Source organism: Bradyrhizobium sp. th-b2 (assembly GCF_000426785.1).
GTDB lineage: Bacteria > Pseudomonadota > Alphaproteobacteria > Rhizobiales > Xanthobacteraceae > Bradyrhizobium > Bradyrhizobium septentrionale.
Genome location: NZ_AUGA01000001.1, coordinates 429,872 through 456,376, shown reverse-complemented (window position 1 = coordinate 456,376; position 26,505 = coordinate 429,872). Strand labels below are relative to the sequence as shown.

Sequence of the window (26,505 nt, the reverse complement as noted above, 5' to 3'; positions counted from 1 at the left end):
TCGCAAGGGCGCGTTGCCAAAATATCGAAAACAACCCCATGCAAAGTAGCCGGCGGCGGCGTTCGACCAGGCAACTTGACACGTCGGGCAACTCAGCGATATTCTTCTAATATTCCGAAATCGTGCCGGTGCCCCCTCACTCCGAGATCGGGCAAAACGCCGAGCCAGCGAAAGCGGCTGGCGCGCCCATAATTGAAATTACTCCCCGGATTCTAGAGGCTGGGGTTGATCGCTTTGCCCGTCTGCTGAATCCCTGTACGGGATCAGAATACTTGGTTTCGGAGGTCTATCGGGCGAGGCAGCGAGAGAAGCTGTCGTAGAAGGATCGGCTCTTGCGTCAATCATCGCTTGCAAGCGCATAGTATAAACAAAAAGCTCCGCCATATCATCGGCTACCCCTCTAAGCTCGGTGAGAGGTATGCGGAACTCGTTTTGCCGATTGGGGTCTCTAGTCGCTTTCTTTGAAAGGCTAATGATATCTTCGTCCGCGGATTCCAATATTGCGTGCTGCAAGATATTTCTATTCTCTGTGCAGATCTCGTAGCAATTCAGAAGATAAATAATCTCCTCTTGGACGCCATCCCTGCAGGTCGTTTTGGCGATGGCGCTTAGCAAATCAATCCTGTCTCGATTGTTGAGCTTGTGATAGAGCCTATTCGAGAAGTCAGTATCGGTTGGCATAACCGCTTTGAAGATAGTTCCGATTCCCTCTTCCAGGTAGTTGAACATCAGCGTGATCTGACCTAGCGCCTCTAGCTGAGCGCTAGAGGCAATCCTATTGAAACTTGTAGGCCAGTTGCCGTCCGGGTCTGTCATGGCAAAATCCAATATAGAGGTACGAAGCGTTTGATGAGCGCGCTCGTGCGCATGAAGCCAAAGCCCCACGAGGAGATGAAGATAGGGAAGGCTAAAGCAAAGGCAGCTAGGAGTCCTGCGAAGAAGCGCGCTTCTTCCAAGCCAAAAAGCGCCTAATTGCTGCAGTGAGGGCAATAGGGAGAGGGGCCAGCCCTTTCGCGGTTGCTATTCGAACTCTAACCCACAGCCTTCGCCGCCGCGCGTCCCGCATTGCGGCCCGAGAACAGGCAGCCGCCGAGGAACGTACCCTCCAGCGAGCGATAGCCGTGCACGCCGCCGCCGCCGAAGCCGGCGGCTTCGCCGGCCGCGTAGAGCCCGCGGATGATCTGGTGATCATTTCCGAACACGCGCGAATCCAGATCAGTCTCGAAGCCGCCGAGGGTCTTGCGGGTGAGGATGTTGAGCTTCACCGCGATCAGTGGGCCGTGCTCGGGATCGAGGATCCGATGCGGCTTCGCGGTGCGGATCAGCCTGTCGCCGATATAGCGGCGCGCATTGTGCAGGTTCATCACCTGCGCATCCTTGACGTAGGGATTGGTGATCTCGCGGTCGCGCGCCTCGATCTGCGTCTTGATGGCATCGAACTGCAACAGGTCGCTGCCGGCGAGCTTGTTCATGGCACTGACGAGATCGGCGAGATTGTCGCGCACGATGAAGTCGGGGCCGTGCTGCTTGAAGGCTTCGACCGGCGCCGGCGCGCCCTTGTTGGTGGCGCGCTTGATCGTCATGCGCCAACTCTTGCCCGTGAGGTCCGGGTTCTGCTCCGAGCCTGAGAGCGCGAATTCCTTCTTGATGATGCTCTGGGTCAGGATGAACCACGAATAATCGTAGCCCGTGCCCATGATGTAGTGCAGCTGCCCGAGCGTGTCGGAGCCCGGGAACAGCGGCGCCGGCAGCCGTTTGCCCGTGGCGTCGAACCACAGCGACGATGGTCCCGGCAGAATCCGGATGCCGTGCCGCGGCCAGATCGGGTTCCAGTTCTGGATGCCCTCGACATAGTGCCACATCCGGTCGCGGTTGATCAGCCGGCCGCCGGCCGCCTCGGTGATGCCGATCATGCGGCCGTCGACATGTTCGGGCACGCCGGAGATCATGAATTTGGGAGGTTCGCCGAGCCGCTTCGGCCAGTTCTGCCGCACCAGATCATGATTGCCGCCAATGCCGCCGGAGGCGACGATCACCGCCTGCGCGCGCAGTGCGAAATCGCCGATGATGTTGCGGGAAGAACTCTTGCCGCGTTCGACGCCTGTCGGTTCCAGGATCGCGCCGCGCACGCCGTCGACCGCGCCGTTGGTGACATCGAGCGCATCGACCCGATGGCGGAACTTGAACACCAGCCGACCGCTTTTCGCGGCCTCGCGTGCGCGACGCTCGAACGGCTCGACGATGCCGGGACCGGTGCCCCAGGTGACGTGAAAGCGCGGCACCGAATTGCCATGGCCCATCGCGTCGTAGCCGCCGCGTTCGGCCCAGCCGACGACCGGGAAGATGCGATGGCCCATCGCGCGCAGCCAGTCGCGTTTCTCGCCCGCCGCGAACGCCACATAGGCTTCAGCCCATTTGCGCGGCCAGTGATCCTCCTCACGATCGAAACCGGCGGTGCCCATCCAGTCCTGCAGTGCGAGGTCTGCGGAATCCTTGATGCCAAGCCGGCGCTGCTCCGGCGAATCGACCAGAAACAATCCGCCGAACGACCAGAAGGCCTGGCCGCCGATGCTCTGTTCCCCTTCCTGGTCGAGCACGATGACGCGTTTGCCCGCGTCGGCGATCTCGGTTGCGGCGACCAAGCCTGCCAGCCCGGCGCCAATCACGATCACATCCGCATCGTCAGCCATGTTTTGATTCCCCCGTCCCGCTGCGATTGAAGACCGCGCGATTGTATGCGGTCAACGCCAAATGGACCTTGCCTGTGGCGGCGCGGCACCAAGCAGCCGTGGCAGGCTGTTCCAGTTTGGGACCTTTTCCACGCTCCACTGCAGCGCGCGCGCAACACCCAATTTGAATTTGTTTTGACCGGCTTCGCTCGTCTGGACAAAAATCCGCGGCCGCAACACGCTCACAACCAACTTGCATCACAAGACCAACAGATTCGGTTTCGACTGGGGCTGGCCAATGAAGTTGATGACGGGGTTGCTCGCGGCGGTTCTCCTGCTGGCGGGAATGGGGGCGTCACAGGCAGTGGTCAGAATCGCCGACGATCGCGGCGGCAAGATCGGGGTCTATGTCGACAGATATCAGGACCTGCGCACGTCGGGTGAGACCGTCATCATCGACGGGTTGTGCGCCTCGGCCTGCACCATCGTGCTCGGCAAGGTTCCTCATGACCGGATTTGTGTGACGTCACACGCCAGTCTCGGCTTCCATGCGGCCTGGGATTACGGTGACGACGGCCGCCCGGTGCCCAATCCCGAAGCCACCCATATGCTGTACCTGATGTACCCGCCGGCCGTCCGCAGATGGATCTCCGACCGCGGTGGCCTGACCCGCCGGATGATCTTCCTGCGCGGCAAGCAGCTGCAGGCGCTGTACAAGCCGTGCTATCTCAACGCCCAGGCCTCGGCGTCGAAGCCCGAGCACTGAGCTCCGGCTGATCTCTGCATTTAATCCCCGGCGTGATCCGGCCGCTGCCGGGAGTAGCCTCGCTATCATTTGACGGCCTGCGACCGCCGTTGCGCTTGCTGCCTGCCGGAACCCGGCTTATCTCAACCCTATGGTTCAGCCGATCTCCACCCGATCCGAGCTCGTGACGGCTCCGCAGGGCCGGGTGGCATCTGCGATCCTGTGGGGCGCTTCCGGTATCGGCGGGGTGGTCCTGCTTGCCGCTGCGGCGCTCTGGTTCCACTACGGGACCGCGGTGTTTTTCGAAATGATCACGGCCGGCATCTCCGCCTGCTTCTGACAAGGATGTCCTGCCCATGCCTCGGACCACTCGCCCGCTGGTGATCTTCGCCGCCTTCGCCGGCAGCCTCGCGGTCGGCCTGTTCCTTATGCTGTGGGCGGTCGGGGGCCTCCGCACTGTTGCCGCCCCGGCCGCGATCGGCGGCCCGTTCCAGCTCACCGACCAGGTCGGCCAGACCGTCACCGACAAGAACCTCCAGGGCAAGCCGACGCTGATCTTCTTCGGCTTCACCCATTGCCCGGACGTCTGCCCGACCTCGCTGTTCGAGATTTCCGAGGTCCTGAAGGCGATGGGCAAGGACGCCGATCGCGTGAATGCCTATTTCGTCTCGGTCGATCCGGAACGCGACACCGCCACCGCGATGAAGGACTACCTTTCGAGCTTCGATCCGCACCTCAAGGGCCTGACCGGCGACCCCGCCGCGATCGCCAAGGTGCTGTCGAGCTATCGCGTCTACGCCAAGAAGGTACCGCTGAAGGATGGCGACTACACGATGGATCACACCGCGCTGATCTATCTGATGGATCGCGACGGCCGTTTCGTTTCGCCGTTCAATCTGAAACGGACGCCGGAAGAGGCGGCGGCCGATCTGAAACGGTATCTCTGATTGCCATTTCCGCTTCAGAATTAACCCAATCGGCGCTCGCATCACGCGCCGGATGGTCTATAAGCCGTTCAATTCCCTAAAATTGCCGGTTATGCCAGATTTGTCCGCCCAGCCCTTTGCCGTCCGCTCGCGCCAGCTTTGCATGGCCGCGGGGGTGATGGCGGCTGGCTTGCTGGCTCTGGCAGGCCCTGCGATCGCGCAGACACCCCCCACCCAGGCACAGCAGGCGCCCGCGGCCAAGACGGCTCCCGCTCCAACTCCGGCTCCTTCTGCCAGACCGGCCCCTGCACCGACGGCGCCTGCGCCGCCCCCGGCCGCTGCCGTGCCACCGACTCCAACTCTGCCGCCCAAGGCCGCTGCCGAGGCTGCGCCGCAGGCGGTGCCGGGCTTCTGGGACCCGCGGCGCCGCCCGGATAGGCCGGACCTCTCGCGCCTCACCGTGATCCGCTTCCTGACCGAGACCGACTATCCGCCGTTCAACTTCACCGGGCCGGACGGCAATCCGGCCGGTTTCAACGTCGACCTGGCGCGTTCGCTCTGCGACGAGATCAAGGTCACCTGCACCATCCAGATGCGCCGCTTCGAGACCCTGATCGATGCGCTGGCCACCAACCGGGGCGATGCCATCATCGCGTCGATGGCGGTGACGCCGCAGCTGCGCGCCAAGGTCGATTTCACCGATCCCTATTACCGCGCGCCGGCACGCTTCGTGTCGCGCCGCGACAATGTGATGCCGGAAATCCGCCCGGAATTTCTCGAGGGCAAGAAGGTCGGCGTGATCGCCGGCACCTCGCACGAGGCCTACCTCAAGGCGATGTTCACCGACGCCGAGATCCATTCCTATCCGGATAACGATGCGCTGCGCGCGGCGCTGCGCCGCGGCGAGGTCGATTTCATTTTTGGCGATGCGATCTCGCTCGCGTTCTGGATCAACGGCACCGATTCCGGCGAATGCTGCGCGTTCTCCGGCGGCCCCTTCGTCGAAAGCCGCTTTTTCGGTGAGGGCGTCGGCATCGCCGTCCGCAAGGGCAACGATCTGCTCCGGCAGTCGCTGAATTGGGCGCTGTTCCGGATCTGGGAAAAAGGCCGCTTCACCGATCTGTGGCTGCGCTATTTCTCGATCAGCCCGTTTTGAATCCGTCATTCCGGGGCGATGCATGGCATCGAACCCGGAATCTCGAGATTCCCCGATGCACAATTGTGCATCTGCGGTCTGGTGCTAACGCACCATCCCGGAATGACGAACCTGCCGTCGTTTTGCATTTTGCCGCGAAAGCGTTAGTTTTCGCGGCCTTTTTGGAGAAAGCCTGAAGAATGTCCGTGATTGATCTTGCTGCCAGCCCGAGCGACCTGCGGGCGCTCGCCGAACAATCCAACGCCTGGCCGTTCGAGCAGGCGAAAGCGATTGTGGCGCGGCTGAAGAAAAATCCGAAGGACGAGGTGCTGTTCGAGACCGGCTATGGTCCATCGGGCCTGCCGCATATCGGCACATTCGGCGAGGTCGCGCGCACCACGATGGTGCGCCACGCCTTCCGCGTGCTCACCGAGGACAAGATCAAGACCCGCCTGCTTGCCTTCTCCGACGACATGGACGGCCTGCGCAAGGTGCCGGACAATGTGCCGAACAAGGAGTTGCTGGAGCAGCACCTCGGTATGCCCTTGACCAAGGTGCCGGACCCGTTCGGCACCCATCCGAGCTTCGGCCAGCACAACAATGCGCGGCTGCGCGCCTTCCTCGACCAGTTCGGCTTCGACTATGAATTCGCGAGCTCGACCGAATACTACACCTCGGGCCGGTTCGACGCCGCGCTGCTGCGCATGCTGGAGCGGATCGAGAAGGTGATGGCGATCATGCTGCCGTCGCTGCGCGAGGAGCGGGCGGCGAGCTACTCGCCGTTCCTGCCGATCTGTCCGCGCACCGGCCTCGTGCTCTACGTCCCGGTGACGGCGCACGACGCCAAGGCCGGCACGATCTCCTACGAAGATCCCGACACCAAGGAGAGCGTCACCGTTCCCGTCACCGGCGGCCGCTGCAAGCTGCAATGGAAGCCGGACTGGGCGATGCGCTGGTACGCGCTCGGCGTCGACTATGAAATGGCCGGCAAGGACCTGATCGACTCGGTGAAGCTGTCGGGCAAGATCTGCTCGGCGCTCGGCGGCACGCCGCCGGAAGGCTTCAACTACGAGCTGTTCCTCGACGAGAAGGGCCAGAAGATCTCGAAGTCGAAGGGCAACGGGCTGACCATCGACGAATGGTTGCGCTACGCCTCGCCGGAATCGCTTTCGCTGTTCATGTACCGTGAGCCCAAGGCGGCGAAGCGGCTCTATTTCGACGTCATCCCGCGCAATGTCGACGAGTACCAGCAGTTCCTCGACGGCTTCACGCGGCAGGAGGCGCGGCAGCAGCTGCAGAATCCGGTCTGGCACACCCATTCCGGCAAGCCGCCGCAGGCCGACATGCCCGTCACCTTCCAGCTCCTGCTGACGCTGGTGTCGTCGTCGAACGCGGAGAATGCCGAGACGTTGTGGGGCTTCATCGGCCGCTACCGGCCGGGCGTGACGCCGCAGACCCATCCCAAGCTCGACGCCATGGTCGGCTACGCCATCAACTATTATCGCGACTTCGTGGCGCCGACCAAGCAGTTCCGCGAGCCGACCGATGGCGAACGCGCCGCGCTGCAGGATCTGCGCGATGCGCTCGCCAACATGCCGGCGGACGCGACCGCGGAAGACATCCAGAACGTGGTCTACGAGATCGGCCGCCGCGAGCCGTTCCTCGACACCGTCAAGAAGGGCAAGGACGGCCGTCCCGGCGTCTCGCTCGACTGGTTCAACATGCTCTACCAGGTGCTGCTCGGCCAGGAGAAGGGCCCGCGCTTCGGCTCCTTCGTCGCGGTCTACGGCGTGCAGAACGCGGTCAACATGATCGACGGCGCGCTGGCGCGGTCGTCGTAGATCGATGAGCTTTCACACCATGGTCGTCCCTGCCTAGTGCGCAATTGCGCACGGGAGCAGGGACCCATAACCACAGCTGCGAGACGGTAGCGTAGGCTGTGGCCTAAGCTCGTAACGCACGACCATTCGTGGTTATGGGTCCCGGCTCAAGGCCGGGACGACAGCGATGATTGCGGCCGCCACAGACGACAAGCCCGCAAAATCCGGATGGCTGATCCTCGCCAATTTCACCCAAGGCCGCCGCCGGATTGCGCTACACTCCGTCCCATAAAATCAGCATGGCCTCCGCCGAGAGGCCGGCACAGATGGGAGCATGCGCATGCAGTTCAGGGTTTCGCCGACATCGCTGCAGGACAGTTCGAGCGCCGAGGAATGGCAGGCGCGGGTCGATCTCGCGGCGGCGCACCGGCTCGCCTTCAACCACGGTTTTTCGGAAGGCATCTTCAACCATCTCACTTTCGTGGTGCCCGGCCGCACCGACCGCTACTACCAGATCCCGTTCGGCATGCATTGGTCGGAGGTCACCGCGTCATCCTTCATGGAGGTCGGCATCGACGATGCCGAGGTGAAGCGCGGCGAGGGCGAGGTCGAGCGGTCCTGCTATTGCATCCATGCGCCGATCCACAAGGCGCTGCCGCAGGCCAAGGCCGTATTCCATACCCATATGCCCTATGCGAGTGCGCTGACCCGGCTCGAGGATCCGCGCATCAAGGAGATCGGGCAGACCGAGGTCGGGCTGTCGGAGGCGATCGCCTATGACGATCGCTACACCGGCCCCGCGCTCGATCCCGAGGAAGGCGCACGGCTCGCCAGGGTGATCGGCAACAAGACCATCCTGTTCATGGCCAATCACGGCATCTCGACCGTCGGCGCGACCGTCGCCGACGCCTATGACCGGCTCTATTACATCGAGCGCGCCGCGCAGGTGCAGATCTACGCGATGTGGACCCAGCAGCCACTCAAGCAATTGCCGCAGCACGTGGTCGAGAAGACCAAGCGCGATTTCCGCGACGACCATCTCTACAACGGCCCGACCCCGGCGCAGCGGCATTTCGATGCGCTGAAGCGGATGCTGGACCGCAAGGAGCCGGACTACGCGACGTAAGGGAGGTCGGACGGCTCTCCAACTCGCTGTCGTCCCGGCGAAGGCCGGGACCCATTACCACAGGGTGGAGTTGTTGAATCGCGCTGTGGCCCCAGCTTGCTCAAGTTCAATGAGTGGTGGCTATGGGTCCCGGGTCGCGCTTCGCTTCCCGGGACGACACCGGTTTTGTGGTTGTCGTTTCGTCGAGCTACTGACTTGCCCACACGATGCGTGCGATCCACACCACCTCTTCGGCGTCGAGCATGCGGTCGGGGTGCTCCGGATTGAGCGACGCGAGTTCCAGCACCTTGGCGGTGCGGCGCCTCAGTTCCTTCACCATCACCTCGCCGCCGGTCGTGCGCACCACGACGCGGTCGCCGCGGCGGATCGCGGTCGCGGGTGACACCACGATGATGTCACCTTCGCGATAGGCGGGCTTCATCGAGTCGCCCTCGATCTCCAGCGCATAGGCGTGCTCGTCGGTGGTGGCCGGCAGCGCCACTTCGTCCCAGCCCTTGCCGGCGGGAAAACCGCTATCGTCGAAAAAGCCGCCGGCACCGGCCTGGGCGAAGCCGATCAGCGGCACCGACTGGCCGCCGCGCGGGCCATCGCCGAGCAACTGCACGAAGGTCTCCATGCTGGCATTGCTCGCGGCGAGCGCCTTGGAGAGCGATTCGGTCGACGGCCAGCGCTCGCGCCCGTCGCCGGTCACGCGCTTGGACTTGTTGAACGTGGTGGGATCGAGGCCGGACTGCTTGGCAAGGCCGGACGGCGACAGGCCGGCGCGTTCGGCGAGCCGGTCGAGCGCGGCCCAGACCTGAGCGTGGGTCAGCGGTCGGGCGGCTTTGGGCTGTTTGGCCATCGAGGGCATCCCCGGGTGCTGTCCTAGGAATTATTGCCTGAAACTCGCGAATTTCGCAAATCTGCCGTGTTCTGTGTCCCGGCGCCGCTTGAGTTGCGCCGCCGCCGCCGATACGGTCCCTCGCTCACCCGGTGGCGTCTGGGGCCATCCCCATCAAATCCGGATAAAACCCCAAGAGATTCAAGGACAAAGGGAGCGCCGGCCCGTGCCTATGATCTACAAAATCACCCCCGCTTCGGCCTGGCGTGAGGCCGAGCGGCAGGGCGTGTACCGGGGCAGCGCGGACGACCAACGCGACGGCTTCATCCATTTTTCAACCGCCTCCCAGGTGGCCGAGACCGCGCGCAAGCACTACCACGGGCAAACCGGCCTGTTCCTGGTCGCGGTCGATGCCGATGCGCTTGGCGACGACCTGCGCTGGGAGCGTTCGCGCAACGACGAGCTGTTCCCGCATCTCTATGGCGAGCTTGACCTCGGCGCAGTCATCGAAATCCTCGATCTGCGCGCGCGCTCTGACGGCGGCCACGACGTTCCGGAGCTCAAGCCGTGATCCGTGCCTTCGACGCCTTCTCGCTGCCGCTGCTGCGCTGGTTCGATCCGGAAGATGCCCATCGCATGGCGATCCAGGGCCTGAAGCTGCTGCCGCCGATCCGGCAGCGGGTGGATGATCCCAAGCTCGCGGTGCGCGCCTTCGGGCTCAACTTTCCGAATCCGATCGGCATGGCGGCGGGCTTCGACAAGAGCGCGGAAGTGCCCGACGCGCTGCTGCGGCTCGGCTTCGGCTTTGTCGAGATCGGCTCGGTCACGCCGAAGCCGCAAGCAGGCAATCCGCGGCCGCGGCTGTTTCGCCTGGAGCGCGACGAGGCCGTGATCAACCGCATGGGCTTCAACAATGACGGCGCGGAGGCCGTGCTGCGGCGGCTCGCCGCGCGGGCCGCCGGCGGCGGCATCATCGGGGTCAATGTCGGGGCCAACAAGGATTCGTCCGACCGTGTCGCCGACTACGTGAAGCTGATCGAGACGTTTGCCCCGGTCGCGAGCTATTTCACCGTCAATGTCTCCTCGCCGAACACGCCGGGCCTGCGCAATCTGCAGCAATCGGCGGCGCTCGACGATTTGCTGGCGCGGGTCATCGATACCCGCGAGCGCGTGCGCAAGAACGCCGGCGATTCGCCGGTGCTCTTGAAGATCGCGCCGGATTTGAGCCTCGCCGAGCTCGACGATGTCGTGCACATCGCCCGCTCGCGGCGCGTCGACGGCATGATCGTCGCCAACACCACGCTGGCACGTCCCTCAACCTTGCGCGAGGACAACCGCGCCAAGGAGCAGGGCGGCCTGTCGGGCCGTCCGCTGTTCCGCTTGTCGACGCGGATGGTGGCCGAGACCTATGTCCGCGTCGAAGGCGCATTTCCGCTGATCGGCGTCGGCGGCATCGACTCCGGTGGCGCCGCGCTGACGAAAATTCGCGCCGGCGCCAGTCTGATCCAGCTCTATTCCTCGCTGGTCTACAAGGGCATCGGTCTGGTCGAGGACATCAAGCGCGATCTGTCTTCGACCCTGCTGCGCACCGGCCGCGACTCGCTGTCGGAAATCGTCGGCGCCGATGCCGCGACCATCACGGCCGAGGACTGGCCGGTGAGATAACCACTCTCTCGTGCCCCGGATGCAGTGCAGCGCGCCGCAGTTGCGGCGTGGTGCGCTGCTGGTCCGGGGCCCATGGTTGACATAGGTCCCGGCTCTGCGGCGCGTCAGTTCGTGCCGCACCGCCTCCGGGACACGAGAGGCTTAGCCGGGCCACGCAGCCTTGAACGTCTTCCAGAACAGCGCCGGATAGCGCAGGCCCTGCAGGCCGCCGCGTGCGACGTAGAAGCCGAGCAGCGCGATCCACAGTCCGGTGTTGCCGAACGAGCTGAGTGCCCACCAGGCCGCGAGGAAGATCGCGAGCGAGGCCAGCATCAGATTGCGCATCTCGCGCGCCCAGGTGGCGCCGACATAGATCCCGTCGAAGCCGAACGCGAACACGCCGGGCAGAGGTGCCAGGATCACGAACACCAGGAAGTCGCGCGCTGAGCTGCGCACGTCGTCGCTGGTCGTCATCAGATTGATCAGCGCAGGCCCGAACAGCGCGAACAGCACCGACACGACCAGCGCAAAGCCGATGCCCCAGAGCAGCACCAGGCGGGTCGAGTCGGCAAAGCCTCGTGCATCGCGCGCGCCGAACGCGCGGCCGCACAGCTGCTGGGCGGCGTTGGCGAGCCCGTCGAGGAAGAAGGCGCTCACCAGCAGGAAATTGTTCAGCACCGAATTCGCCGCCAGCGTGACGTCGCCCTCGCGCGCGCCCTTGGCGGTGAAGAACAGGAACACGATGATCAGCGCCGCGGTGCGGACCATGATGTCGCGGTTGACCGCCAGCATCCGCATCAGCTTGGCGCGATCAAACAGCGTGGCCGCGGGAACGGCGAAGCCGCCTTGCGAGATCCGCCAGGCCGCGATGATGCCGGCTGCAAAGCCTGCACCCTCGGCCAGCACGGCGGCGATCGCGGCGCCCGCGATGCCTGCGCCATAGACCTGCACCAGCAGCACGGTGGCGGCCACGTTGATGAGATTGACCACGATCTGTAGGACGAGCGCCAGATTGGCGCGCGCCTGTCCGACCAGCCAGCCCAGGATGACGTAGTTGGCCAGCGCCAGCGGCGCCGACCAGATACGGATCATGAAATAGCTCTTGGCCGCGTGCGTGACGCCTTCACTGCCGCCCATCAGCTGGAACGTGATCGTGGCGAGCGGCACCTGCAGCGCGATCAGCGCAGCCCCGATCAGGCCGGCGACGATGAAGCCGCGGACCAGGATCGCCGCATATTCCTGCGGTTCGCCCGCGCCCTGCGCCTGCGCGGTGAAGGCCAGCGTGCTCATGCGCAGGAAGGCGAACAGCCAGAACAGGCAGTCGAAGATCACCGAGGCCATCGCCACGCCGCCGAGCAATGCGGCATCGTCGAGCCGGCCGATCGCGGTGGTCGAGACGATGCCGATCAGCGGCGTGGTCAGGTTGGCGACCATCGCGGGTCCGGCGATGGCAAACACCTGGCGGGTCGTGATCTTTGGGTGGGCGGGCGCGTGCATGGCTACAGTTGCGAGGAATGTAGGCTTCTATCGCGTCAACCGCCGCGCGGCCATGCTGGAATTGTTCTCAGAGCAATGCGCTGGTGAGGGGGCGGAGCCGCCGACAGAGTAATCGCGTGGTCAGAATACGATCACCATGCCGTCGCTCGCCGCCGTGTAGGGCAGGTCGTCGACGCGGCCCAGCATGTCGTCGCTCATGTGGGTCAGCACCACGCGCTTCGCGTTGATGGCGGGCAAATGCTGTTCCAGCGTTTTCAGGCTGAGATGGTTCTTGACCATCTTGTCATGGGTATAGGCTTCGGCGATGAAGAGGTCGGCATCCTGCGCGGCCGGGATCAGCGCCTCGGTCCACTCGGTGTCGGCGCTGTAGCTGATGACGCGGCCTTCCGCCTCGATCCGATAGGCGAGGTGCGGCCCGCCGGATTCGCCATGCATGACTAGGTAGGGCGTCACGGTCACCTCGCCAAAACTGCGCTGCTCCTGCGGTGCGAGCGAGACGACGGACAGATCGAAGCGCTGTTTGGTTTTGGAGGAATGCTCGAACATCACCTCCATCACCGCAGGCAGTTTGGTTTCGATCCCTTCGGGTCCGGCGATCACGAGCGGCCTTGCGCGGCGGGAGAACTGTGCGTCGAGCAGGAAGAACGGCAGGCCGGCAAAATGATCGCCGTGGAAGTGGGTGATCAGGATCAGGTCGATCGCCTCGCGATCGATTTCGAGCCGCTTCATCGCCGGGAGCGACGAGGCGCCGCAATCGATCAGGAAATTGGCCCGCTCGCCTGAGACGTGGAAACAGGTATTGAAGCGGCCACCGGAGCCGAATGCATCGCCGCAGCCGACAAATCGCAATTGCATCGGCTGCGAGCTCTCCTTGGGATCAGCGGCCGCGCGGCGCGCCGAACAGCCGCGACAACAGCCAGATCGGGACCACGATTACGGCGCCAAGCAGGAAGTAGCGCCAGGCCCAGTTGATCGCATCGAAGCCGAAATCCCAGATGGTCTGGAACAGCCTGCGGACGCTGTTGAGAATATTCCAGGGATCGAGGCCGATGGCGGCGAGCACGACGCCGACCAGGATCGAAAGCAGGATCAGCCGGAACGCCACCGCGAGCGGCGATCCGCCGAGAAAGCGGTACAGGCCGTCACTCCGGCCGGCCGGCAAGTCCCGGATATCGTTTGGCATCGCTTTCTCCTGGCGGAATCGCCCGCGCATTATAGGTCACGGCGCAGCACATGGGAAACCCGTGAGCCGCGATCAATGGCTGTCATGCGCGCTTCGGGTTTAATTTCCCGTCATGGAGATTAACAACCGTTCAAGTGTCTCCAGCCGGTCGGCTTCGCGCGGTGGCTTGTCCCAGCGCAGGCGGCTGATCCGGGGAAAGCGCATCGCGACGCCGGATTTGTGGCGCGGCGAGCGCTGCAAGCCCTCGAACGCGACTTCGAGCACCAGCCCCTGATCCGGCTCATGCACGACATGGCGGACGGGGCCGAACTTCTCGGTGGTGTTGCGGCGGACGAAGCGGTCGATCTGCAACAGCTCCTCGTCGGTGAAGCCGAAATAGGCCTTGCCGACCGGCACCAGCTCGTCGCCGTTATCGCCCCGGGTCCAGACCCCGAACGTGTAGTCGGAATAATAGGACGAGCGCTTGCCATGGCCGCGCTGGGCATACATCAGCACCGCGTCGATGATGTGCGGATCGCGCTTCCACTTCCACCACGGGCCCTTCGGCCGCCCCGGCAGATAGGGCGCGTCGCGCCGCTTCAGCATCACGCCTTCGACCGCGTCGGCATCGTCGCCGGCGCCGGCGCTTTTCGGATCGGCTCGCGCCGCGGCCAGCTCTTCCCAGCTCGCGAACGGGATGGTCGGCGACAGATCGATGCGCGGATCGTTCAGCCTGGCGACGAATCTTTCGAGATGCGCGCGGCGCTCGGTGAAGGGCAGCTCGCGCAGATCGTTCTCGTCGTCGCCGAGCAGGTCGTAGGCGCGCAGATGGATCGGAAACTCCTTGATCAGCTTCGGCGAAACCACCTTCCGGTTCAGTCGCTGCTGCAGCACGTTGAAAGTCTGCACGCGGCCCTCGCGCAGCACCAGCAGTTCGCCGTCGATTGCACCGGGCAGATGCAGCGACGGCACGAGGTCGGGGAAGCTGCCGGTGATGTCCTCGCCGCTGCGCGAATAGAGCCGCGCCTGGATGTGGCCGCGCGCATCGCGGCCGGCGACAGCCTGCACGCGGATGCCGTCCCACTTCCATTCCGCGCTGAAATCGGCGGCGTCGAGATTGGCGAAATCCGCATCCTCGATCGCATGCGCCAGCATCACCGGACGGAACGGCGTCGGGTCGCGGTTGACAGGCTTGTCGCCGCGGCCTTCGAGCCAGGCGAACAGGTCGAGATAGGGCGGCGACAGGCCGGGCCACATCAGCTCGATCTCGTGCGGATCCTTAGTCCCGAGCGCAGCCGCCGCGGTCTTCGCCAGCCGCGCGGAGATCCCGATCCGCATCGCGCCGGTGACGAGTTTTAGCAGCGCCCAGCGCCCGGTCTCGTCGAGCTCGTCCAGCCAGCGCGCCAGCTGTGCCGGCAATTCAGCCTTGCCGAGCGTTCGCAGCGTGGTGACGACGTCCGTGAGCGTCGGAGGAGGTGGGTTGTTGTGCGTGCGTACAATCTCACTGCTATCTCGCCCGCGGTACCCCTCTCCCTGCCCCTCCCCCGCAAGGGGGGAGGGAACCCATCCACCGGTGCGTCCCTCACCCACGTCAATCACCTCGATATCGCTGTGAGGTGAGCACGACGGCTGCGCTCCCTCCTCCCTTGTGGGGGAGGGTTGGGGAGAGGGGTGGCCCCGGAAAGGCTCGTTGTGAGATACGCCAGCCGCCTTCGGCCACATCAGCGCGACGGTCTCGGAGAGATCGCCGACGTAATCATAGGAGTAGCCGAACAGCACCGGATCGGCGCGTTCGGTGATCAGATCGCGGATCAAGCCCGGCTTGGCGTGCTTGAACGACAGCGCACCGGTCAGCGCCGCCAGCGCGTAGCCGCGGTCGGGGTCCGCGGTCTCGCGGAAATAGGCGACCAGCAGCTTGATCTTGTTGTTGCGGCCGGGCTCGTAGGCGAGGCGGTCGAGCAGTTGGGCAAAGCGGTTCATGTTTCGGCCTCGCCGGCGGGCTGGGCCTCGCCGGTGACCGCCGCCGTGTCGCCCTCATCCTCGTCGCCATAGCCGACGAGATCGAGCGGCCGCGCGGCAAGGCCCTTGCTCTTGCACCAGTGCACCAGCGCGTCTTCCTGGCCGTGGGTGACCCAGATCTCGCCGGCGCCGGTCGCGGCGATCGTCGCCGTCAGCCCGTCCCAATCGGCATGATCTGATATCACCAGCGGCAGCTCGATGCCGCCCTGCCGGGCTCGGGCGCGCACGCGCATCCAGCCCGACGCAAAGGCGGTGACCGGATCGGGAAAGCGCCGGGTCCAGACGTCGGATGTCGCGCTCGGTGGCGCCAGCGTGATGGTGCCGGCCAGCTCGGCCTTCTTCATGCCGCGCGCCGGCCGGAGCTCGCCGAGTGCAATGCCGCGCTCTTGATAATAGTACGTGATCTTCTCCATCGCGCCGTGCAGATAGATCGGCGCGTCGTAACCGGCCTCGCGCAGCAGCGCGATCACGCGCTGCGCCTTGCCGAGCGAATAGGCGCCGACCAGGTGCGCGCGCTCCGGAAACAGTTTGACCGATGCCAGCAGCTTGTTCACTTCGCCGGCCGCATCGCCATGGCGGAACACCGGCAGGCCAAAGGTCGCCTCTGATATGAAGACGTCGCACGGCACGAGCTCGAACGGCGCGCAGGTCGGATCGCGCGCGTCCTTGTAGTCGCCGGAGGCGACGATGCGGGTGTCCTTGCAGGTGACCGATATCTGGGCGGAGCCCAGCACATGGCCGGCGGGATGAAACGTCACCGTGACGTCGCCGAGCCTGATCTCCTCGCCGTAAGCGACGGCCTGCACTGAGCCGGCGAAATTCTCGCCATAGCGCAGCCGCATCATGTCGAGCGTTTCCTGGGTCGCGAGCACCGCGCCATGACCCGCCCGCGCATGGTCGGAATGGCCATGCGTGATCAGGGCACGTTCGACCGGCCTGACAGGATCGATGTGGAAGCCGCCGGGCTTGCAGCAAAGCCCGGCCGGGACGGGCATCAGGATGTCTTGCGGGCGCATTGCCCCTATATAGGCGCTCGATCCCTGATGTTTAGCAGTCATGCGCGGGCTTGACCCGCGCTCCCATCTCCGGAAAGAGTCGGTGCTTTGATGGATGGCCCTAACAGGCCGAGATCGGTTCCTGAAGGCAAGATCGGTTCGTTAAGAAGAGAATGGCCCCCCGCCTGTTTCTATCCTCCGGCGACCTCGTCGCCGACCGCCGCTACGAGTTCGCGCGCGACCTGCAATTGAAGGGCGATTTGTCGGCTGCCGCCGAGCTGCTCGAACAGGCGATCGAGCTGGCGCCGAAATTCTCGTCCGCCTGGTTCACGCTCGGCAAGATCCGCCTCGAACTCGGCCAGCGCGAGGCCGCGATCGCAGCCTTCCGCGCCGCGCGCGAAGTCGATCCCGAAGACCGTCATGGCGCCGGCCTGCATCTGATGCAGCTCGGCGTCGAGGCCGTCAGCGCGATGCCGCCGGGCTATGTGCAGACGTTGTTCGATCAGTATGCGCCGCGGTTCGAGGCCGCGCTGGTCGACGACCTCGGCTATCGCGGCCCGGCGCTGTTGTTCAAGGCCGTACTGTCGGTGCGCGCGAGCGCAAAGAAACCGGCCTTCTTCAAGCGCGCGATCGATCTCGGATGCGGCACCGGACTGGCCGCCGGCGCGTTCGCGGAGCATGTCGATCGCTTCATCGGCATCGACCTGTCGCCGCGCATGATCGACAAGGCGCGCGCCACAGCCCTCTATGCCGAGCTCGAGGTCGACGACATGCTCAACGGCATTTCGGGCAAGCCGGACGCCAGCGCCGAATTGATTCTCGCCGCGGATGCGATGGTCTATGTCGCCGATCTCGCACCGCTGCTCGCCGAGGCCGCGCGCGTGCTGCTGCCAGGCGGCGTGCTCGCCTTCACGACCGAGACCCATGACGGCGAGGGCGTCATCATCGGCGAAGGGCTGCGCTATGCGCACAGCGCGCCCTACGTGCGTGCCTCCGTCGCCGCCGCAGGGCTGACACTGGCGCTGCTCGACGATCTCTCGGCGCGCAATGAAGATAACATCCCGGCGCCCGGGCTGGTCGCCGTCGCCGTCAAGCCGTGATGCTTTCTTACCCTCTCCCCTTGTGGGAGAGGGTGGTTCGATGCGGTAGCATCGAAGCCGGGTGAGGGGTCTCTATCCGCGGATGCAGACCCCTCATCCGGCGCGGACGCTGTCCGCGCCACCTTCTCCCACAAGGGGAGAATTTTTGCCAGATCGTATAGCCCTATAGAGCTGTATAAAGCCCCGTAACCTACTGAAAAATTTTAACATTATTGAACCGACCTATCCTCCGCCGTATACTGCTTTCCAGCCCTGTACCCCGCTGTTTTTGATACTGGCAGGGCACTGCGACCGGAGAGCCCATGCCAAAGCCGCGATCATCCGCGCTCGAAAGCGCTACCAGCCGCCGCAAGTTGGTGGTCCGAAAGAAGCCCTACTGGCTGAAGCTGTCGCCTGGAATTGCGCTCGGCTATCGCCGCAATGAAGGCCCCGGCACGTGGTCAGTTCGATCATCGGACGGCCATGGCAGGCTGTGGGAGAAGCGGCTCGCGCTGGCCGATGATCTGGAAGCCGCCGCGCCACCGCATGTGCTGACCTTCTGGGATGTGCAGAAGGTGGCACTGGCATTGGCGCGCAAGCAGCCGCATGCAGGCGATGAGGGCCGCCCGATCACCGTTGCTGAAGCGCTCGACCGCTACCAAGAGGACCTGAAGGCGCGCGGCGGATCGATCTACAATACCGGAATGCCGCGCAAGCATCTCAGCACCGTCCTGCTGAGCAAGCCGGTGGCGTTGCTCGGAGCCAATGAGCTGAAGCGGTGGCGCGACAGCCTGATCGGCGGCAGCTTGCAGCCCTCCTCGATCAACCGCATGTTGAAGAGCTTGCGCGCGGCGCTGTCGCTCGCGGCGCGGCTCGATCCGCGAATCCAGAACGCCGCCGCGCGAGGGATCGGTCTGCAGGCGCTGCCCGATGCTGACCGGGACCGCAATGTCATCCTGCCTGACGATCAGATCAGTGATCTCGTGGCCGCAGCCTATGGACGTGATCGCGCGCTGGGCCTTTACATCGACACGTTGGCGATATCTGGGGCGAGGCCGTCGCAGGCGGCGCGGCTTACGGTCGCCGATCTCATCATCGCCAGCGCCAAGGCTCCGCGCTTATCGATGCCTAAAAGCGCCAAGGGCCGCTCGGCCAACCGCGCGGCGCGCAAGGCCGAGCGCGTGCCGGTTCCGATCACGCACGCACTTGCATTGCAATTGAAGCAAGCCAGCAAGGGCCGCGCCGCTGACGCGCCACTGCTGCTGCAGGCCGATGGTAGCTCATGGGGCGAGCGGCCTTCGGAGAACTACCGAGCAGCCGTCCGCGAAATCGTCGCCAGCCTCGGGCTCGATGCCGACGAGGTGACAGTCTACGCGCTGCGGCATTCCTCTATCGTGCGCCAGCTGCTGGCGGGCGTGCCGATCCGAATTTGCGCCAGCTCGCACGACACCTCGGTCGCGGCCATCGAGAAAACCTACAGTAAGCACATTGCGCACCATGCCGACGAGATCGTTCGAGTCGGGCTGCTGCACCACAAGCCGCGTGCTGGCGAGAATGTTATCCCAATGCGGTCCTGACCATGGAAAAGGCGCCGCGCAAGAAAGCTTTTTTTTCCGTGGCCCGATGGGCCCCGCTGAACGAGGCCCTTGTTCGAGCGAAAGAAGCCCTCAGCTCCTCCGACCTTGCAGAGCGCGATCTGCACGAGCATCTACGATCAGGGCGATTGTTATCTTCGATGCGGCGGATCGAGCGTGATGGCTCGGAGATATTTGCGCGCGTTAAGCCGCCGTTCTGGAACGGACTCACGCTGATGGAGACCCACGAACTTGGCTCGGATGGTCTTGCGAAGAGGTCGGGGAAGGTTCAGGTGCGCGGTCTTGACGTCAAGTTCGTCGCCAACGCCAAGCTTTGGTTTTTCGTGGCCCGTAGCGATCTCTACAGGCTGTATCCTGTCGGGGGCGCACGAGCCGACGCTGAGGACAGTGAGCATGCCGAGGACGGTGGGCCTTCGGCACGCCGCAAGCCGGGCAAAAAGCTGACGAATAACTGGAGAGTGTATGTGGCTGCCGAGCTGGCACGCTACGTCGAAGCCGGCAAGCCGTTGCCGTCGGCTAAGGACCTTGCCGAATATTGCCAAGAAAAGTGGGGTAATGAGCCTGACATCAGCGACATCCACAAGCTGATCAGATTCCTGTTCTAATTCCCCGCATCTCCCCGCATCTCACCTCGGGCCAATTTCAATAGAGGCCTATGTTTCGGCATCCAGTCAAGGAGACCGAACAATGGTGCGCAGAGAAGTAACAGGTCGAAAGCCGGGCGTAAGCCGCTTCGCGCTGAGCATTCCTGAATTCTGTGAATCGTTCGGTATCAGCGAAGCCTTCTACTTCAAGCTAAAGCGCCAGGGACTTGGCCCCGTCGAAATGAAGGTCGGCCAGCGCATTTTGATCTCGCTGGAAGCCACCGCCGCTTGGCGTGTCCAGCGCGAGGCCGCAGGCGCCGAGGCGACGGAGGGAGCCGCCTGAACGGTTGCGAAATCTAAAAGGAGGGCGGCGGCCGGGAGGAAAGGTCTCGTCAACTCAAACGCCCGGCCGCCGATTTTATCAATCCCGAGCTCTCGCAAAGCAGCAGGAAGATCATGCTCGATATCGCCCCGCCCTCGGCAAGTGTCAAGCCTCAGATCAGTGATGGGTTGTGCTGTCACAACCCATCAGAATTGAAAGTCCGTCTCGGCCAAGAAGCCATGGCGCGCCAGCGGCGGCGCTGGGAGGACTTTATGATCATTGCCGAAGCACTTGACGTCGGCCGCTCCGCGGTCATGCGCGAGCTGCATACCAATCAACCCTCAGGCCGCCGGTACGAAAAGGCAATGGGCGAGTGGTTGGTGGCGAACGGCTTTAAGGACATCGACAAGAGCGCCCGTTGCCGGCTGCTGGAGTGTCTTCGCCACCGCGAACAAATTGAAAAGTGGCGCGCGCTTCTAACGGACAGCGAGCGATTCAAGCTCAACCACCCGGACGCCGTCTTGCGCAAATGGAAGGCTGCGACTGCTATTCCCGACCCCAACGCGACGCCGAAGCCATCGCCCTATGCACAGCTCAAAACCGCGCACGTCCAACTCATCGAAGAGAACCATCGCCTTCAGCATCGGATCGAAGCCGCTGACGGTGACTTGTGGAAGCCGTCGGACTCGGCAGCGGATATTGCCGGAGTGATGGTTGCCACGCTGTCGCCTGCGAAGGCGGAACGCACCGCGAGGGAAATTCTCAAGAAGCTTAATGAACGGAAAGGCCACGGCATATGAAAAATCTCCCGATCTTCTCAATGTTGAGTTGGACCGGCTCGAACTTCCGCGTGCGGATGGCGGGCGAATTGATCTGCCCGCACTGTCTTCGTCCACTCCGCCCAAGCGCCGTCAGCCGCGAGACAGACGCCATTAACCTGATCTGCGAGCGTTGCCACCAGGACGTTCTGTGCGTCGAGCTTTCTCTCGAGGACCCGACGCCATGAAAGTCATTCTCCGAGCCAAGCCACTGGCAACCATGCTCAGCCTAGCAGCCAGTTGCATGGTCGACGCCAAGCTGAAGAAGATCGCTGCGTTAGACCACGCGCGGCTGGCGGCCGAGGGCGATCGCCTCGTCATCACCGCGAACGTGCTGGACTTTGTGCTGAAGCTTTCGCTGCCGTCGCTGATTGAGGCTGCGGGCGAAGTCGCAATAAGAAGTGAACAATTGGCCACGCTAGCTGCGGGTTTCCGCGGCGATGCCGAGCTCGCGATCAGCAGCGACGAAACAATGGTGTCGATCACCTGCGGGCGTTCACGCTTCAAGCTTCCGACGTTGCCGGTCGCCGAGCTGCCGCCCACGCCCGTGGTCGAGAATGAGGTTGGCTGCATCGCGCTTGAGCGCTCGGAGTTGCTCGCGCTGCTGTCAAAGCCGGCATTTGCGATCTCGACGGAGACCACCCGTTACTATCTCAATGGCATCCTCTTGCACGATACCGGCGACGGCCTCGCCGCAGTGGCCACCGACGGCCACCGTTTAGCGCGCGTTATCTTACCAGGTACGAGCGGGCTATCGCAGGACCGGCGTCTAATCGTTCCGCGGCCGGCGATGAGGGTCCTGCTGAAGTTGCTGGCCGACAGGGACGTGGAACTACTGACACTTCGGCGCTCGGCGGCGCTGATTGAAATCACGACCACAGCATTTTCATTCATCAGCAAGCTGATCGACGCCGAATATCCGGCCTACGAACGTCTCGTACCCGCTTCGACCAATAACACCGCGACTGTCGATCATCTGGCACTGGTCCAGGCCGTTGCCCGCATCGCGGCTGTAGCGTCTGACAACAAGCGCTCGCCGCTTATCGGGCTGACATGGAAAACGCCCGAGAAGGCACTGCAACTTTGCACTCCTGGCGCGCCCGAGATCGCCGAGGACACGATCGAGGCCGAAGTGTCCGGCCAAGGGCGGCTGGCTATCCAGATCAAGCATCTGATGCAACTGCTCGGTGAACTCAAAAGCCACCGCGTTCGCATCGATGCCGGGATGGGCGCGGGCAACGCCATCCTGATCACCGATCCGGACAACGCGAATTTCACGATCATTCAAATGCCGTGCGCCTGGCGAGCCCCGACTTCGCAAGCGAACTGAGAGACCCAAAATGCGGGCCGGCGCCTTCCGGCCAAAACGATGGAGAGAGCAAATGAGTATCCAAGCATTGCCTGCGATTAATACCAGCGAACGACTGATCCACGGCGAATTGTTGAAATGCGTCGACGGCAGATGGAGCACAAACGACGATTCCGCGTTGACCGGCACGCAGTTGCTGGCACTGACGACTGTCAAGGCAATTAAGCGGTGGCTTGAACCGGTCGAGACAATCGTGGATACCGGCACGGGGCTGCCGGACGTCGACGAACTCAACGCCAAAATACCGCGGACCGAATGGGATCTAGGCCTCGATGGTCAGCCGCGGCCGCCTTGGGAACAGCAGTATGTCGTCTATCTGCTCAACATCTCAGACGCGTCGTTGTTCACCTTCGCTAACGGGACGATCGGCGCGATGATCGCCTGGGAGCGGCTAGTCGATCGCATCAATTGGATGAGAGCGCTGCGAGGCGCCGCGGTCTTCCCGCTTGTCACGCTCGATAGCCGTCCAATGAAGACGAAGATCGGCACCAAGCTGCGGCCCGAGTTCTCAATCGCCGATTGGAGAGATCTCGGCAGCACCGGAAGCCCTGCGATCGAGAGCACACCATCCCGCGCGATCGAGGCCAAGACAACGGCACCCGTCGGCAGGCTGGTTAAGGCGCCGACGACGACAGAAGCGCTCGATGACGATATTGCGTTTTGAGCCGATGTTGCCATGCTCGAGCCGGACCGCGACCAGTTGGAAATCTTTGTCGACGCGCTGTTCCGGCGCGCCGGCGACAGAGGTTTTGTCGCGGTCCGCAGTTTCTTTGAAGGCGCAGACAAACCCTTCCGATTAAGTACCGCAAACCTTTCGGGAGGATTGCGATTTCTCATCGACGTCGCCGAGGACGACGCTAGACGGGCGGCGCAAAACCCAGCGCCTGTTGTCTTCTGTCCGCCGATCGCGGTCTTCGGCAACAAGGATCACGCACGCGAGCAGGACCTACTCGAAGGTCTGGCACTTAGCGTCGAATGCGACCAGCATCCCGGCGAGGCGTGCACAATCCTCGAAGACCTGCTTGGCCCAGCAACCGTTGTCGTCAAGAGCGGCGGCATCTGGGTCAACGGCGGAAATAATACGCCGGAAAACAAACTGCACCTGCATTGGCGTCTCGCCCGTCCGGCTACTGGAGAAGCGCTCGCTGCGCTCAAGCTTGCCCGCGATCTCGCGTCGCGGATGGTCGGCGGCGACCCCACCAACAAGCCAGTTTGTCATCCGATCCGTTGGCCAGGTTCCTGGCACCGGAAAGCCGAGCCCCGGCTATGTGAGATCGAGCAGGTTAACGCCGACATCGAGATCGAGCTTGAGGTCGTGATGGCAAGATTGCAGGCGGCGGCACCGCCGAAGCCGCAGGCGAACTCCGATGGTAGTACTAGCATTGGCGATAGCAGCGACTGGTACACTCTGGTCAACGGCATCATAAGCGGGGCGAGCTATCATGCGGCGCTGGTAGCGCTGGCGGCTCGTTTGGTCGGCAGCAGGATGCACGACGGCACCGCAATCAAGCTGTTGCGTGCGATCATGTCGGCCTCGACGGCGCCACACGATGCGGTGCGTTGGCAGGCGCGATTTGACGCTATCCCACGTATCGTCAGCTCGGCACGCGAGAAATATCATCGAGACGATGCGCCGCCAGCGGGCCCGTTGCCCTTCATCGATATGCAGCCTTGGGATAGCACTCCCGCACCATCCCGGCCTTGGGCCGTAATTGATCGCATTCCGATAAACCAGCCGACCTTATTTAGCGGCGAAGGCGCCGCCGGTAAGACCCTCGTCGAGTTGCAGCTTTGTGCCGCGCACGTCCTGGCACGAGACTGGCTCGGCGGTATGCCGGAACCGGGCCCGGCGATCTATTACGGCGCCGAGGACGACGCCGACGAGTTGCACCGCCGGCTTACCGCCATCGTCGGGCATTATGGCGTCCAATTTTCGGACCTTATCGCTGGCGGTTTGCACCTGCTATCATTCGCCGGCGCCGACGCGGTGCTGGCCATACCGGATCGGCAAGGCAAGGTGCAGCCGACGCCGTTGTACAATAAGCTGCTCGAGGCCGCTGGCGATATCAGGCCCAAGCACATTGGCATCGATGCCACAGCGGACACTTTTGCCGGCAACGAGATCGACCGCGCGCAAGTGCGCCAGTTCGTCGGCCTGATGCGTAAGCTGGCGATCGCAGCCAACGGCTCGGTGGTGCTGTTGGCGCATCCGTCTCTCACCGGGATTAGCAGCGGCACCGGCCTGAGCGGTTCTACCGCGTGGCACAACTCGGTACGTGCCCGCATGCTGCTCAAGACGCCGACAAAGGACAGCAACGACGAGCAGTCCGTCAGCGACCTGCGCGAGCTGTCGTTCCTAAAGAATAATTACGGCCCGCTCGCCGAACGAATCGTTCTGCGCTACCGCAACGGCCTATTCTTGCCGGAGGCCGGCCAATCCACGCTCGAGAAGCTCGCGCACGACCAGAAGGTCGATGAGACGTTCCTCGACGTTCTCGGCAAACTGATCAAGCAGAACCGGCCGGTCAGCCCGTCGGCGCACGCGTCGAACTATGGGCCGAAAGTCATCGCCGAGCATCCCGACGGCAAGGCCTATACGCAGCGCGATTACCGGGCCGCGCTCGAGCGGCTGCTGGCGGCAAGCCGCGTTCATATCGCCAGCTTCGGCCCGCCCTCGAAAACAATTCGGCACCTGGCGCTCGGACCGGCCGGATCGGAGGGGGTATGATCGGCCTTTCCGGTTACCTTCGGGGTTGCTTCCCGGTTCTTCCCGGTTGGGGTGTTCGGTGTTCCCGGTCCTATAGGGAGGGAGGACAGCGAACCTCCCTCCCTATAGGCCCAGCGACCGCGGCCGAACCAGGAAGATCTAAGCGCGCGCACAGCAGCTCGGGCGGCCATCGGGAGGACCGGATGACCCCCGTATTCAGATGATCGTAACAGACAGGAGCGCCAAGCGCAGGCTCGGCAGATATCCACGCACGACCAGCCTATTTGACGATTATGTTGATCTGAGCCGCCGCCTACATGAAGGGACACGACGGCATGGAGTGGGACCGCAATGGTAACCACTGCAGCCGCTTTTGAAGCAGCGGCTGATGGAAGCGCTCGCGCCACGCACGCAAGTGAGGCTTGGTGCCGTCCAAGGAAGGCCTCACAAGTTATTGGGCGCAAGACGTGCGTACGAACCAAATAACGAGTATTCATAACTATCTGTCGAGAACTTGCAATTTTTAGTTGCTCCTTTGCCTACTACCTGTTCACTTCAGTTGTTGCTATCCGAATCGGATAGCAACGGCCTCCTAGGGAAAGCATGCGGAACGCGGCTCACTCCAACCAGGGCAAGCAAATTCAGCTTGAACCCTCCAATTCGGTACGTCCGCTTCTAAGGTGGGCCGGGAGTAAACTTCGTTCTCTTCCCGAGATGTCGCCGTACTTTCCACAAGTTAGAGACCGATACATTGAGCTCTTCGCCGGCTCCGCTTGTCTATTCTTCCACCTCGCCCCCAAGCGCGCCGTCCTCGTTGATAATAATGTTTCTCTGATTGAGTTCTATAGAGTGGCAACGGACGATCCTGAAGGGGTCTTCAGGCGTTTCATTCGACTGCCTCGCAATCCTGAGACGTACTATCGAATTCGTCGCGCCTTTCCCTCTGAGAAAGACCCGCTCAGGAGAGCGGCCCATTTTCTCTACCTAAATCGCAACTGCTTCAACGGAATTTATCGGACAAACAACCAGGGCGGTTTCAATGTTCCGTTTTCAAAGGACCGCGTAGCGAACTATCCGACGCGCGAGAATTTTATTCTGGCCACTAATATACTGACAAAAGCCAAGCTCAGATGCGGCGACTTCGAACACGCGTGCGAGATGGAAGCAAAGCGGGGTGACTTTATCTATCTTGACCCTCCTTATTACCGGCCCCGGAAGCGAGTTTTTAGGGAGTATTCCTCAAAGCCATTCTCGAATGAGGATATTGATCGGCTCGAGTGTCTGCTTCGAGAAATTGACCAGACAGGCGCTCGTTTTCTTTTAAGCTATCCTGAATGCGCTATAGCGAAACGTCTCGCGGCTCAATGGAACCGGAAACGAATAAATGTTCGCCGTACGATCGCAGGAAGCGTAGCCGCACGCGGGCCAACTAAGGAACTTTTGATTTTCAATTACGACGTTACCGATGCCTAG

General features: G+C 63.1%; 25 protein-coding genes. 17 read left to right on the top strand and 8 right to left on the bottom strand.

Going from position 1 to position 26,505, the window contains the following annotated elements:
* Window positions 1–198: 198 nt before the first annotated feature.
* Together K359_RS0102200 and K359_RS0102195 are read right to left on the bottom strand one after the other, a co-directional pair.
* Complete coding sequence (locus K359_RS0102200; RefSeq protein WP_029077865.1) at window positions 199–816, bottom strand: hypothetical protein; 618 nt, start codon at window positions 814–816, stop codon at window positions 199–201.
* Between the two features lie 215 nt (window positions 817–1,031).
* Window positions 1,032–2,690 (bottom strand): FAD-binding dehydrogenase, encoded by a 1,659-nt coding sequence (locus tag K359_RS0102195; protein WP_029077864.1) that lies wholly within the window; start codon window positions 2,688–2,690, stop codon window positions 1,032–1,034.
* 277 nt (window positions 2,691–2,967) lie between these two features.
* Between K359_RS0102195 and K359_RS0102190 the strand changes: the two genes are divergently transcribed.
* From K359_RS0102190 to K359_RS0102165, 6 genes are all read left to right on the top strand, one after another.
* Window positions 2,968–3,435, top strand: coding sequence for a hypothetical protein (locus tag K359_RS0102190; protein WP_029077863.1), 468 nt, complete (start codon window positions 2,968–2,970; stop codon window positions 3,433–3,435).
* Window positions 3,436–3,598: 163 nt separating this feature from the next.
* Entirely contained in the window at window positions 3,599–3,754 is a 156-nt protein-coding gene (locus K359_RS0102185; protein ID WP_371261115.1) for a hypothetical protein, read from the top strand.
* 16 nt (window positions 3,755–3,770) lie between these two features.
* Window positions 3,771–4,361: an SCO family protein gene (locus K359_RS0102180; RefSeq protein ID WP_029077861.1), complete on the top strand. Its 591-nt coding sequence runs from the start codon at window positions 3,771–3,773 to the stop codon at window positions 4,359–4,361.
* 91 nt (window positions 4,362–4,452) lie between these two features.
* Window positions 4,453–5,496, top strand: a complete 1,044-nt coding sequence (locus K359_RS0102175) for a transporter substrate-binding domain-containing protein (protein ID WP_029077860.1) — start codon at window positions 4,453–4,455, stop codon at window positions 5,494–5,496.
* Window positions 5,497–5,675: 179 nt separating this feature from the next.
* Entirely contained in the window at window positions 5,676–7,316 is a 1,641-nt protein-coding gene (locus K359_RS0102170) for a lysine--tRNA ligase (protein WP_029077859.1), read from the top strand.
* Window positions 7,317–7,635: 319 nt separating this feature from the next.
* Window positions 7,636–8,421, top strand: a complete 786-nt coding sequence (locus tag K359_RS0102165) for a class II aldolase/adducin family protein (protein ID WP_245284487.1) — start codon at window positions 7,636–7,638, stop codon at window positions 8,419–8,421.
* Window positions 8,422–8,608: 187 nt separating this feature from the next.
* Here the strand turns inward: K359_RS0102165 and K359_RS0102160 are convergent, their stop codons facing one another.
* Window positions 8,609–9,262 (bottom strand): helix-turn-helix transcriptional regulator, encoded by a 654-nt coding sequence (locus K359_RS0102160; protein ID WP_029077857.1) that lies wholly within the window; start codon window positions 9,260–9,262, stop codon window positions 8,609–8,611.
* Window positions 9,263–9,467: 205 nt separating this feature from the next.
* Here K359_RS0102160 and K359_RS0102155 point away from each other — a divergent pair, with 205 nt between their 5' ends.
* A complete protein-coding gene (locus K359_RS0102155; RefSeq protein ID WP_029077856.1) occupies window positions 9,468–9,812 on the top strand; it encodes a DUF952 domain-containing protein in 345 nt (114 codons plus the stop codon).
* The gene (locus K359_RS0102150) at window positions 9,809–10,906 is read left to right on the top strand and encodes a quinone-dependent dihydroorotate dehydrogenase (RefSeq protein ID WP_029077855.1); all 1,098 of its coding nucleotides are present in this window, start codon (window positions 9,809–9,811) and stop codon (window positions 10,904–10,906) included. The genes K359_RS0102155 and K359_RS0102150 overlap by 4 nt, the downstream gene beginning before the upstream one ends.
* A 141-nt stretch (window positions 10,907–11,047) precedes the next feature.
* Here the strand turns inward: K359_RS0102150 and K359_RS0102145 are convergent, their stop codons facing one another.
* The 5 genes from K359_RS0102145 to K359_RS0102125 form a co-directional block, all read right to left on the bottom strand.
* Window positions 11,048–12,382: an MATE family efflux transporter gene (locus K359_RS0102145; RefSeq protein WP_029077854.1), complete on the bottom strand. Its 1,335-nt coding sequence runs from the start codon at window positions 12,380–12,382 to the stop codon at window positions 11,048–11,050.
* Window positions 12,383–12,502: 120 nt separating this feature from the next.
* Window positions 12,503–13,237, bottom strand: a complete 735-nt coding sequence (locus tag K359_RS0102140) for an MBL fold metallo-hydrolase (RefSeq protein ID WP_029077853.1) — start codon at window positions 13,235–13,237, stop codon at window positions 12,503–12,505.
* A 22-nt stretch (window positions 13,238–13,259) separates the two neighbouring features.
* Window positions 13,260–13,565: a DUF6460 domain-containing protein gene (locus tag K359_RS0102135; RefSeq protein WP_029077852.1), complete on the bottom strand. Its 306-nt coding sequence runs from the start codon at window positions 13,563–13,565 to the stop codon at window positions 13,260–13,262.
* 99 nt (window positions 13,566–13,664) lie between these two features.
* Window positions 13,665–15,524 carry a cisplatin damage response ATP-dependent DNA ligase gene (locus tag K359_RS0102130; RefSeq protein WP_029077851.1) on the bottom strand — a complete coding sequence of 620 codons (1,860 nt, stop codon included), beginning with the start codon at window positions 15,522–15,524 and terminating at the stop codon, window positions 13,665–13,667.
* Window positions 15,521–16,579: a ligase-associated DNA damage response exonuclease gene (locus K359_RS0102125; protein WP_029077850.1), complete on the bottom strand. Its 1,059-nt coding sequence runs from the start codon at window positions 16,577–16,579 to the stop codon at window positions 15,521–15,523. The genes K359_RS0102130 and K359_RS0102125 overlap by 4 nt, the downstream gene beginning before the upstream one ends.
* A gap of 152 nt (window positions 16,580–16,731) precedes the next feature.
* Here K359_RS0102125 and K359_RS0102120 point away from each other — a divergent pair, with 152 nt between their 5' ends.
* From K359_RS0102120 to K359_RS58550, 9 genes are all read left to right on the top strand, one after another.
* Window positions 16,732–17,658 (top strand): methyltransferase domain-containing protein, encoded by a 927-nt coding sequence (locus tag K359_RS0102120; RefSeq protein ID WP_029077849.1) that lies wholly within the window; start codon window positions 16,732–16,734, stop codon window positions 17,656–17,658.
* A gap of 302 nt (window positions 17,659–17,960) precedes the next feature.
* Window positions 17,961–19,214: a site-specific integrase gene (locus tag K359_RS0102115; RefSeq protein ID WP_029077848.1), complete on the top strand. Its 1,254-nt coding sequence runs from the start codon at window positions 17,961–17,963 to the stop codon at window positions 19,212–19,214.
* A gap of 2 nt (window positions 19,215–19,216) precedes the next feature.
* Entirely contained in the window at window positions 19,217–19,837 is a 621-nt protein-coding gene (locus tag K359_RS50905) for a hypothetical protein (RefSeq protein WP_035975838.1), read from the top strand.
* An 82-nt stretch (window positions 19,838–19,919) separates the two neighbouring features.
* Window positions 19,920–20,159 (top strand): hypothetical protein, encoded by a 240-nt coding sequence (locus K359_RS0102105; RefSeq protein WP_051345944.1) that lies wholly within the window; start codon window positions 19,920–19,922, stop codon window positions 20,157–20,159.
* A 113-nt stretch (window positions 20,160–20,272) separates the two neighbouring features.
* Window positions 20,273–20,938 carry a hypothetical protein gene (locus tag K359_RS0102100; protein ID WP_156928315.1) on the top strand — a complete coding sequence of 222 codons (666 nt, stop codon included), beginning with the start codon at window positions 20,273–20,275 and terminating at the stop codon, window positions 20,936–20,938.
* A gap of 202 nt (window positions 20,939–21,140) precedes the next feature.
* Entirely contained in the window at window positions 21,141–22,286 is a 1,146-nt protein-coding gene (dnaN, locus tag K359_RS0102090) for a DNA polymerase III subunit beta (protein WP_084518238.1), read from the top strand.
* A gap of 52 nt (window positions 22,287–22,338) precedes the next feature.
* On the top strand, window positions 22,339–22,989 hold the full coding sequence (locus K359_RS0102085) for a hypothetical protein (RefSeq protein ID WP_156928314.1): 651 nt from the start codon (window positions 22,339–22,341) through the stop codon (window positions 22,987–22,989).
* A 12-nt stretch (window positions 22,990–23,001) separates the two neighbouring features.
* Entirely contained in the window at window positions 23,002–25,053 is a 2,052-nt protein-coding gene (locus tag K359_RS58555) for an AAA family ATPase (RefSeq protein WP_051345943.1), read from the top strand.
* A 582-nt stretch (window positions 25,054–25,635) separates the two neighbouring features.
* Window positions 25,636–26,505 (top strand): Dam family site-specific DNA-(adenine-N6)-methyltransferase, encoded by an 870-nt coding sequence (locus K359_RS58550; RefSeq protein WP_084518237.1) that lies wholly within the window; start codon window positions 25,636–25,638, stop codon window positions 26,503–26,505.

Coding starts and splice junctions, on each gene's coding strand:
- K359_RS0102200 (WP_029077865.1), bottom strand. CDS start 816: ATGACAGACCCGGACGGCAACTGGCCTACAAGTTTCAATAGGATTGCC.
- K359_RS0102195 (WP_029077864.1), bottom strand. CDS start 2,690: ATGGCTGACGATGCGGATGTGATCGTGATTGGCGCCGGGCTGGCAGGC.
- K359_RS0102190 (WP_029077863.1), top strand. CDS start 2,968: ATGAAGTTGATGACGGGGTTGCTCGCGGCGGTTCTCCTGCTGGCGGGA.
- K359_RS0102180 (WP_029077861.1), top strand. CDS start 3,771: ATGCCTCGGACCACTCGCCCGCTGGTGATCTTCGCCGCCTTCGCCGGC.
- K359_RS0102175 (WP_029077860.1), top strand. CDS start 4,453: ATGCCAGATTTGTCCGCCCAGCCCTTTGCCGTCCGCTCGCGCCAGCTT.
- K359_RS0102170 (WP_029077859.1), top strand. CDS start 5,676: ATGTCCGTGATTGATCTTGCTGCCAGCCCGAGCGACCTGCGGGCGCTC.
- K359_RS0102165 (WP_245284487.1), top strand. CDS start 7,636: ATGCAGTTCAGGGTTTCGCCGACATCGCTGCAGGACAGTTCGAGCGCC.
- K359_RS0102160 (WP_029077857.1), bottom strand. CDS start 9,262: ATGGCCAAACAGCCCAAAGCCGCCCGACCGCTGACCCACGCTCAGGTC.
- K359_RS0102145 (WP_029077854.1), bottom strand. CDS start 12,382: ATGCACGCGCCCGCCCACCCAAAGATCACGACCCGCCAGGTGTTTGCC.
- K359_RS0102140 (WP_029077853.1), bottom strand. CDS start 13,237: ATGCAATTGCGATTTGTCGGCTGCGGCGATGCATTCGGCTCCGGTGGC.
- K359_RS0102135 (WP_029077852.1), bottom strand. CDS start 13,565: ATGCCAAACGATATCCGGGACTTGCCGGCCGGCCGGAGTGACGGCCTG.
- K359_RS0102130 (WP_029077851.1), bottom strand. CDS start 15,524: ATGAACCGCTTTGCCCAACTGCTCGACCGCCTCGCCTACGAGCCCGGC.
- K359_RS0102125 (WP_029077850.1), bottom strand. CDS start 16,579: ATGCGCCCGCAAGACATCCTGATGCCCGTCCCGGCCGGGCTTTGCTGC.
- K359_RS0102120 (WP_029077849.1), top strand. CDS start 16,732: ATGGCCCCCCGCCTGTTTCTATCCTCCGGCGACCTCGTCGCCGACCGC.
- K359_RS0102115 (WP_029077848.1), top strand. CDS start 17,961: ATGCCAAAGCCGCGATCATCCGCGCTCGAAAGCGCTACCAGCCGCCGC.
- K359_RS50905 (WP_035975838.1), top strand. CDS start 19,217: ATGGAAAAGGCGCCGCGCAAGAAAGCTTTTTTTTCCGTGGCCCGATGG.
- K359_RS0102105 (WP_051345944.1), top strand. CDS start 19,920: ATGGTGCGCAGAGAAGTAACAGGTCGAAAGCCGGGCGTAAGCCGCTTC.
- K359_RS0102100 (WP_156928315.1), top strand. CDS start 20,273: ATGCTCGATATCGCCCCGCCCTCGGCAAGTGTCAAGCCTCAGATCAGT.
- dnaN (WP_084518238.1), top strand. CDS start 21,141: ATGAAAGTCATTCTCCGAGCCAAGCCACTGGCAACCATGCTCAGCCTA.
- K359_RS0102085 (WP_156928314.1), top strand. CDS start 22,339: ATGAGTATCCAAGCATTGCCTGCGATTAATACCAGCGAACGACTGATC.
- K359_RS58555 (WP_051345943.1), top strand. CDS start 23,002: ATGCTCGAGCCGGACCGCGACCAGTTGGAAATCTTTGTCGACGCGCTG.
- K359_RS58550 (WP_084518237.1), top strand. CDS start 25,636: ATGCGGAACGCGGCTCACTCCAACCAGGGCAAGCAAATTCAGCTTGAA.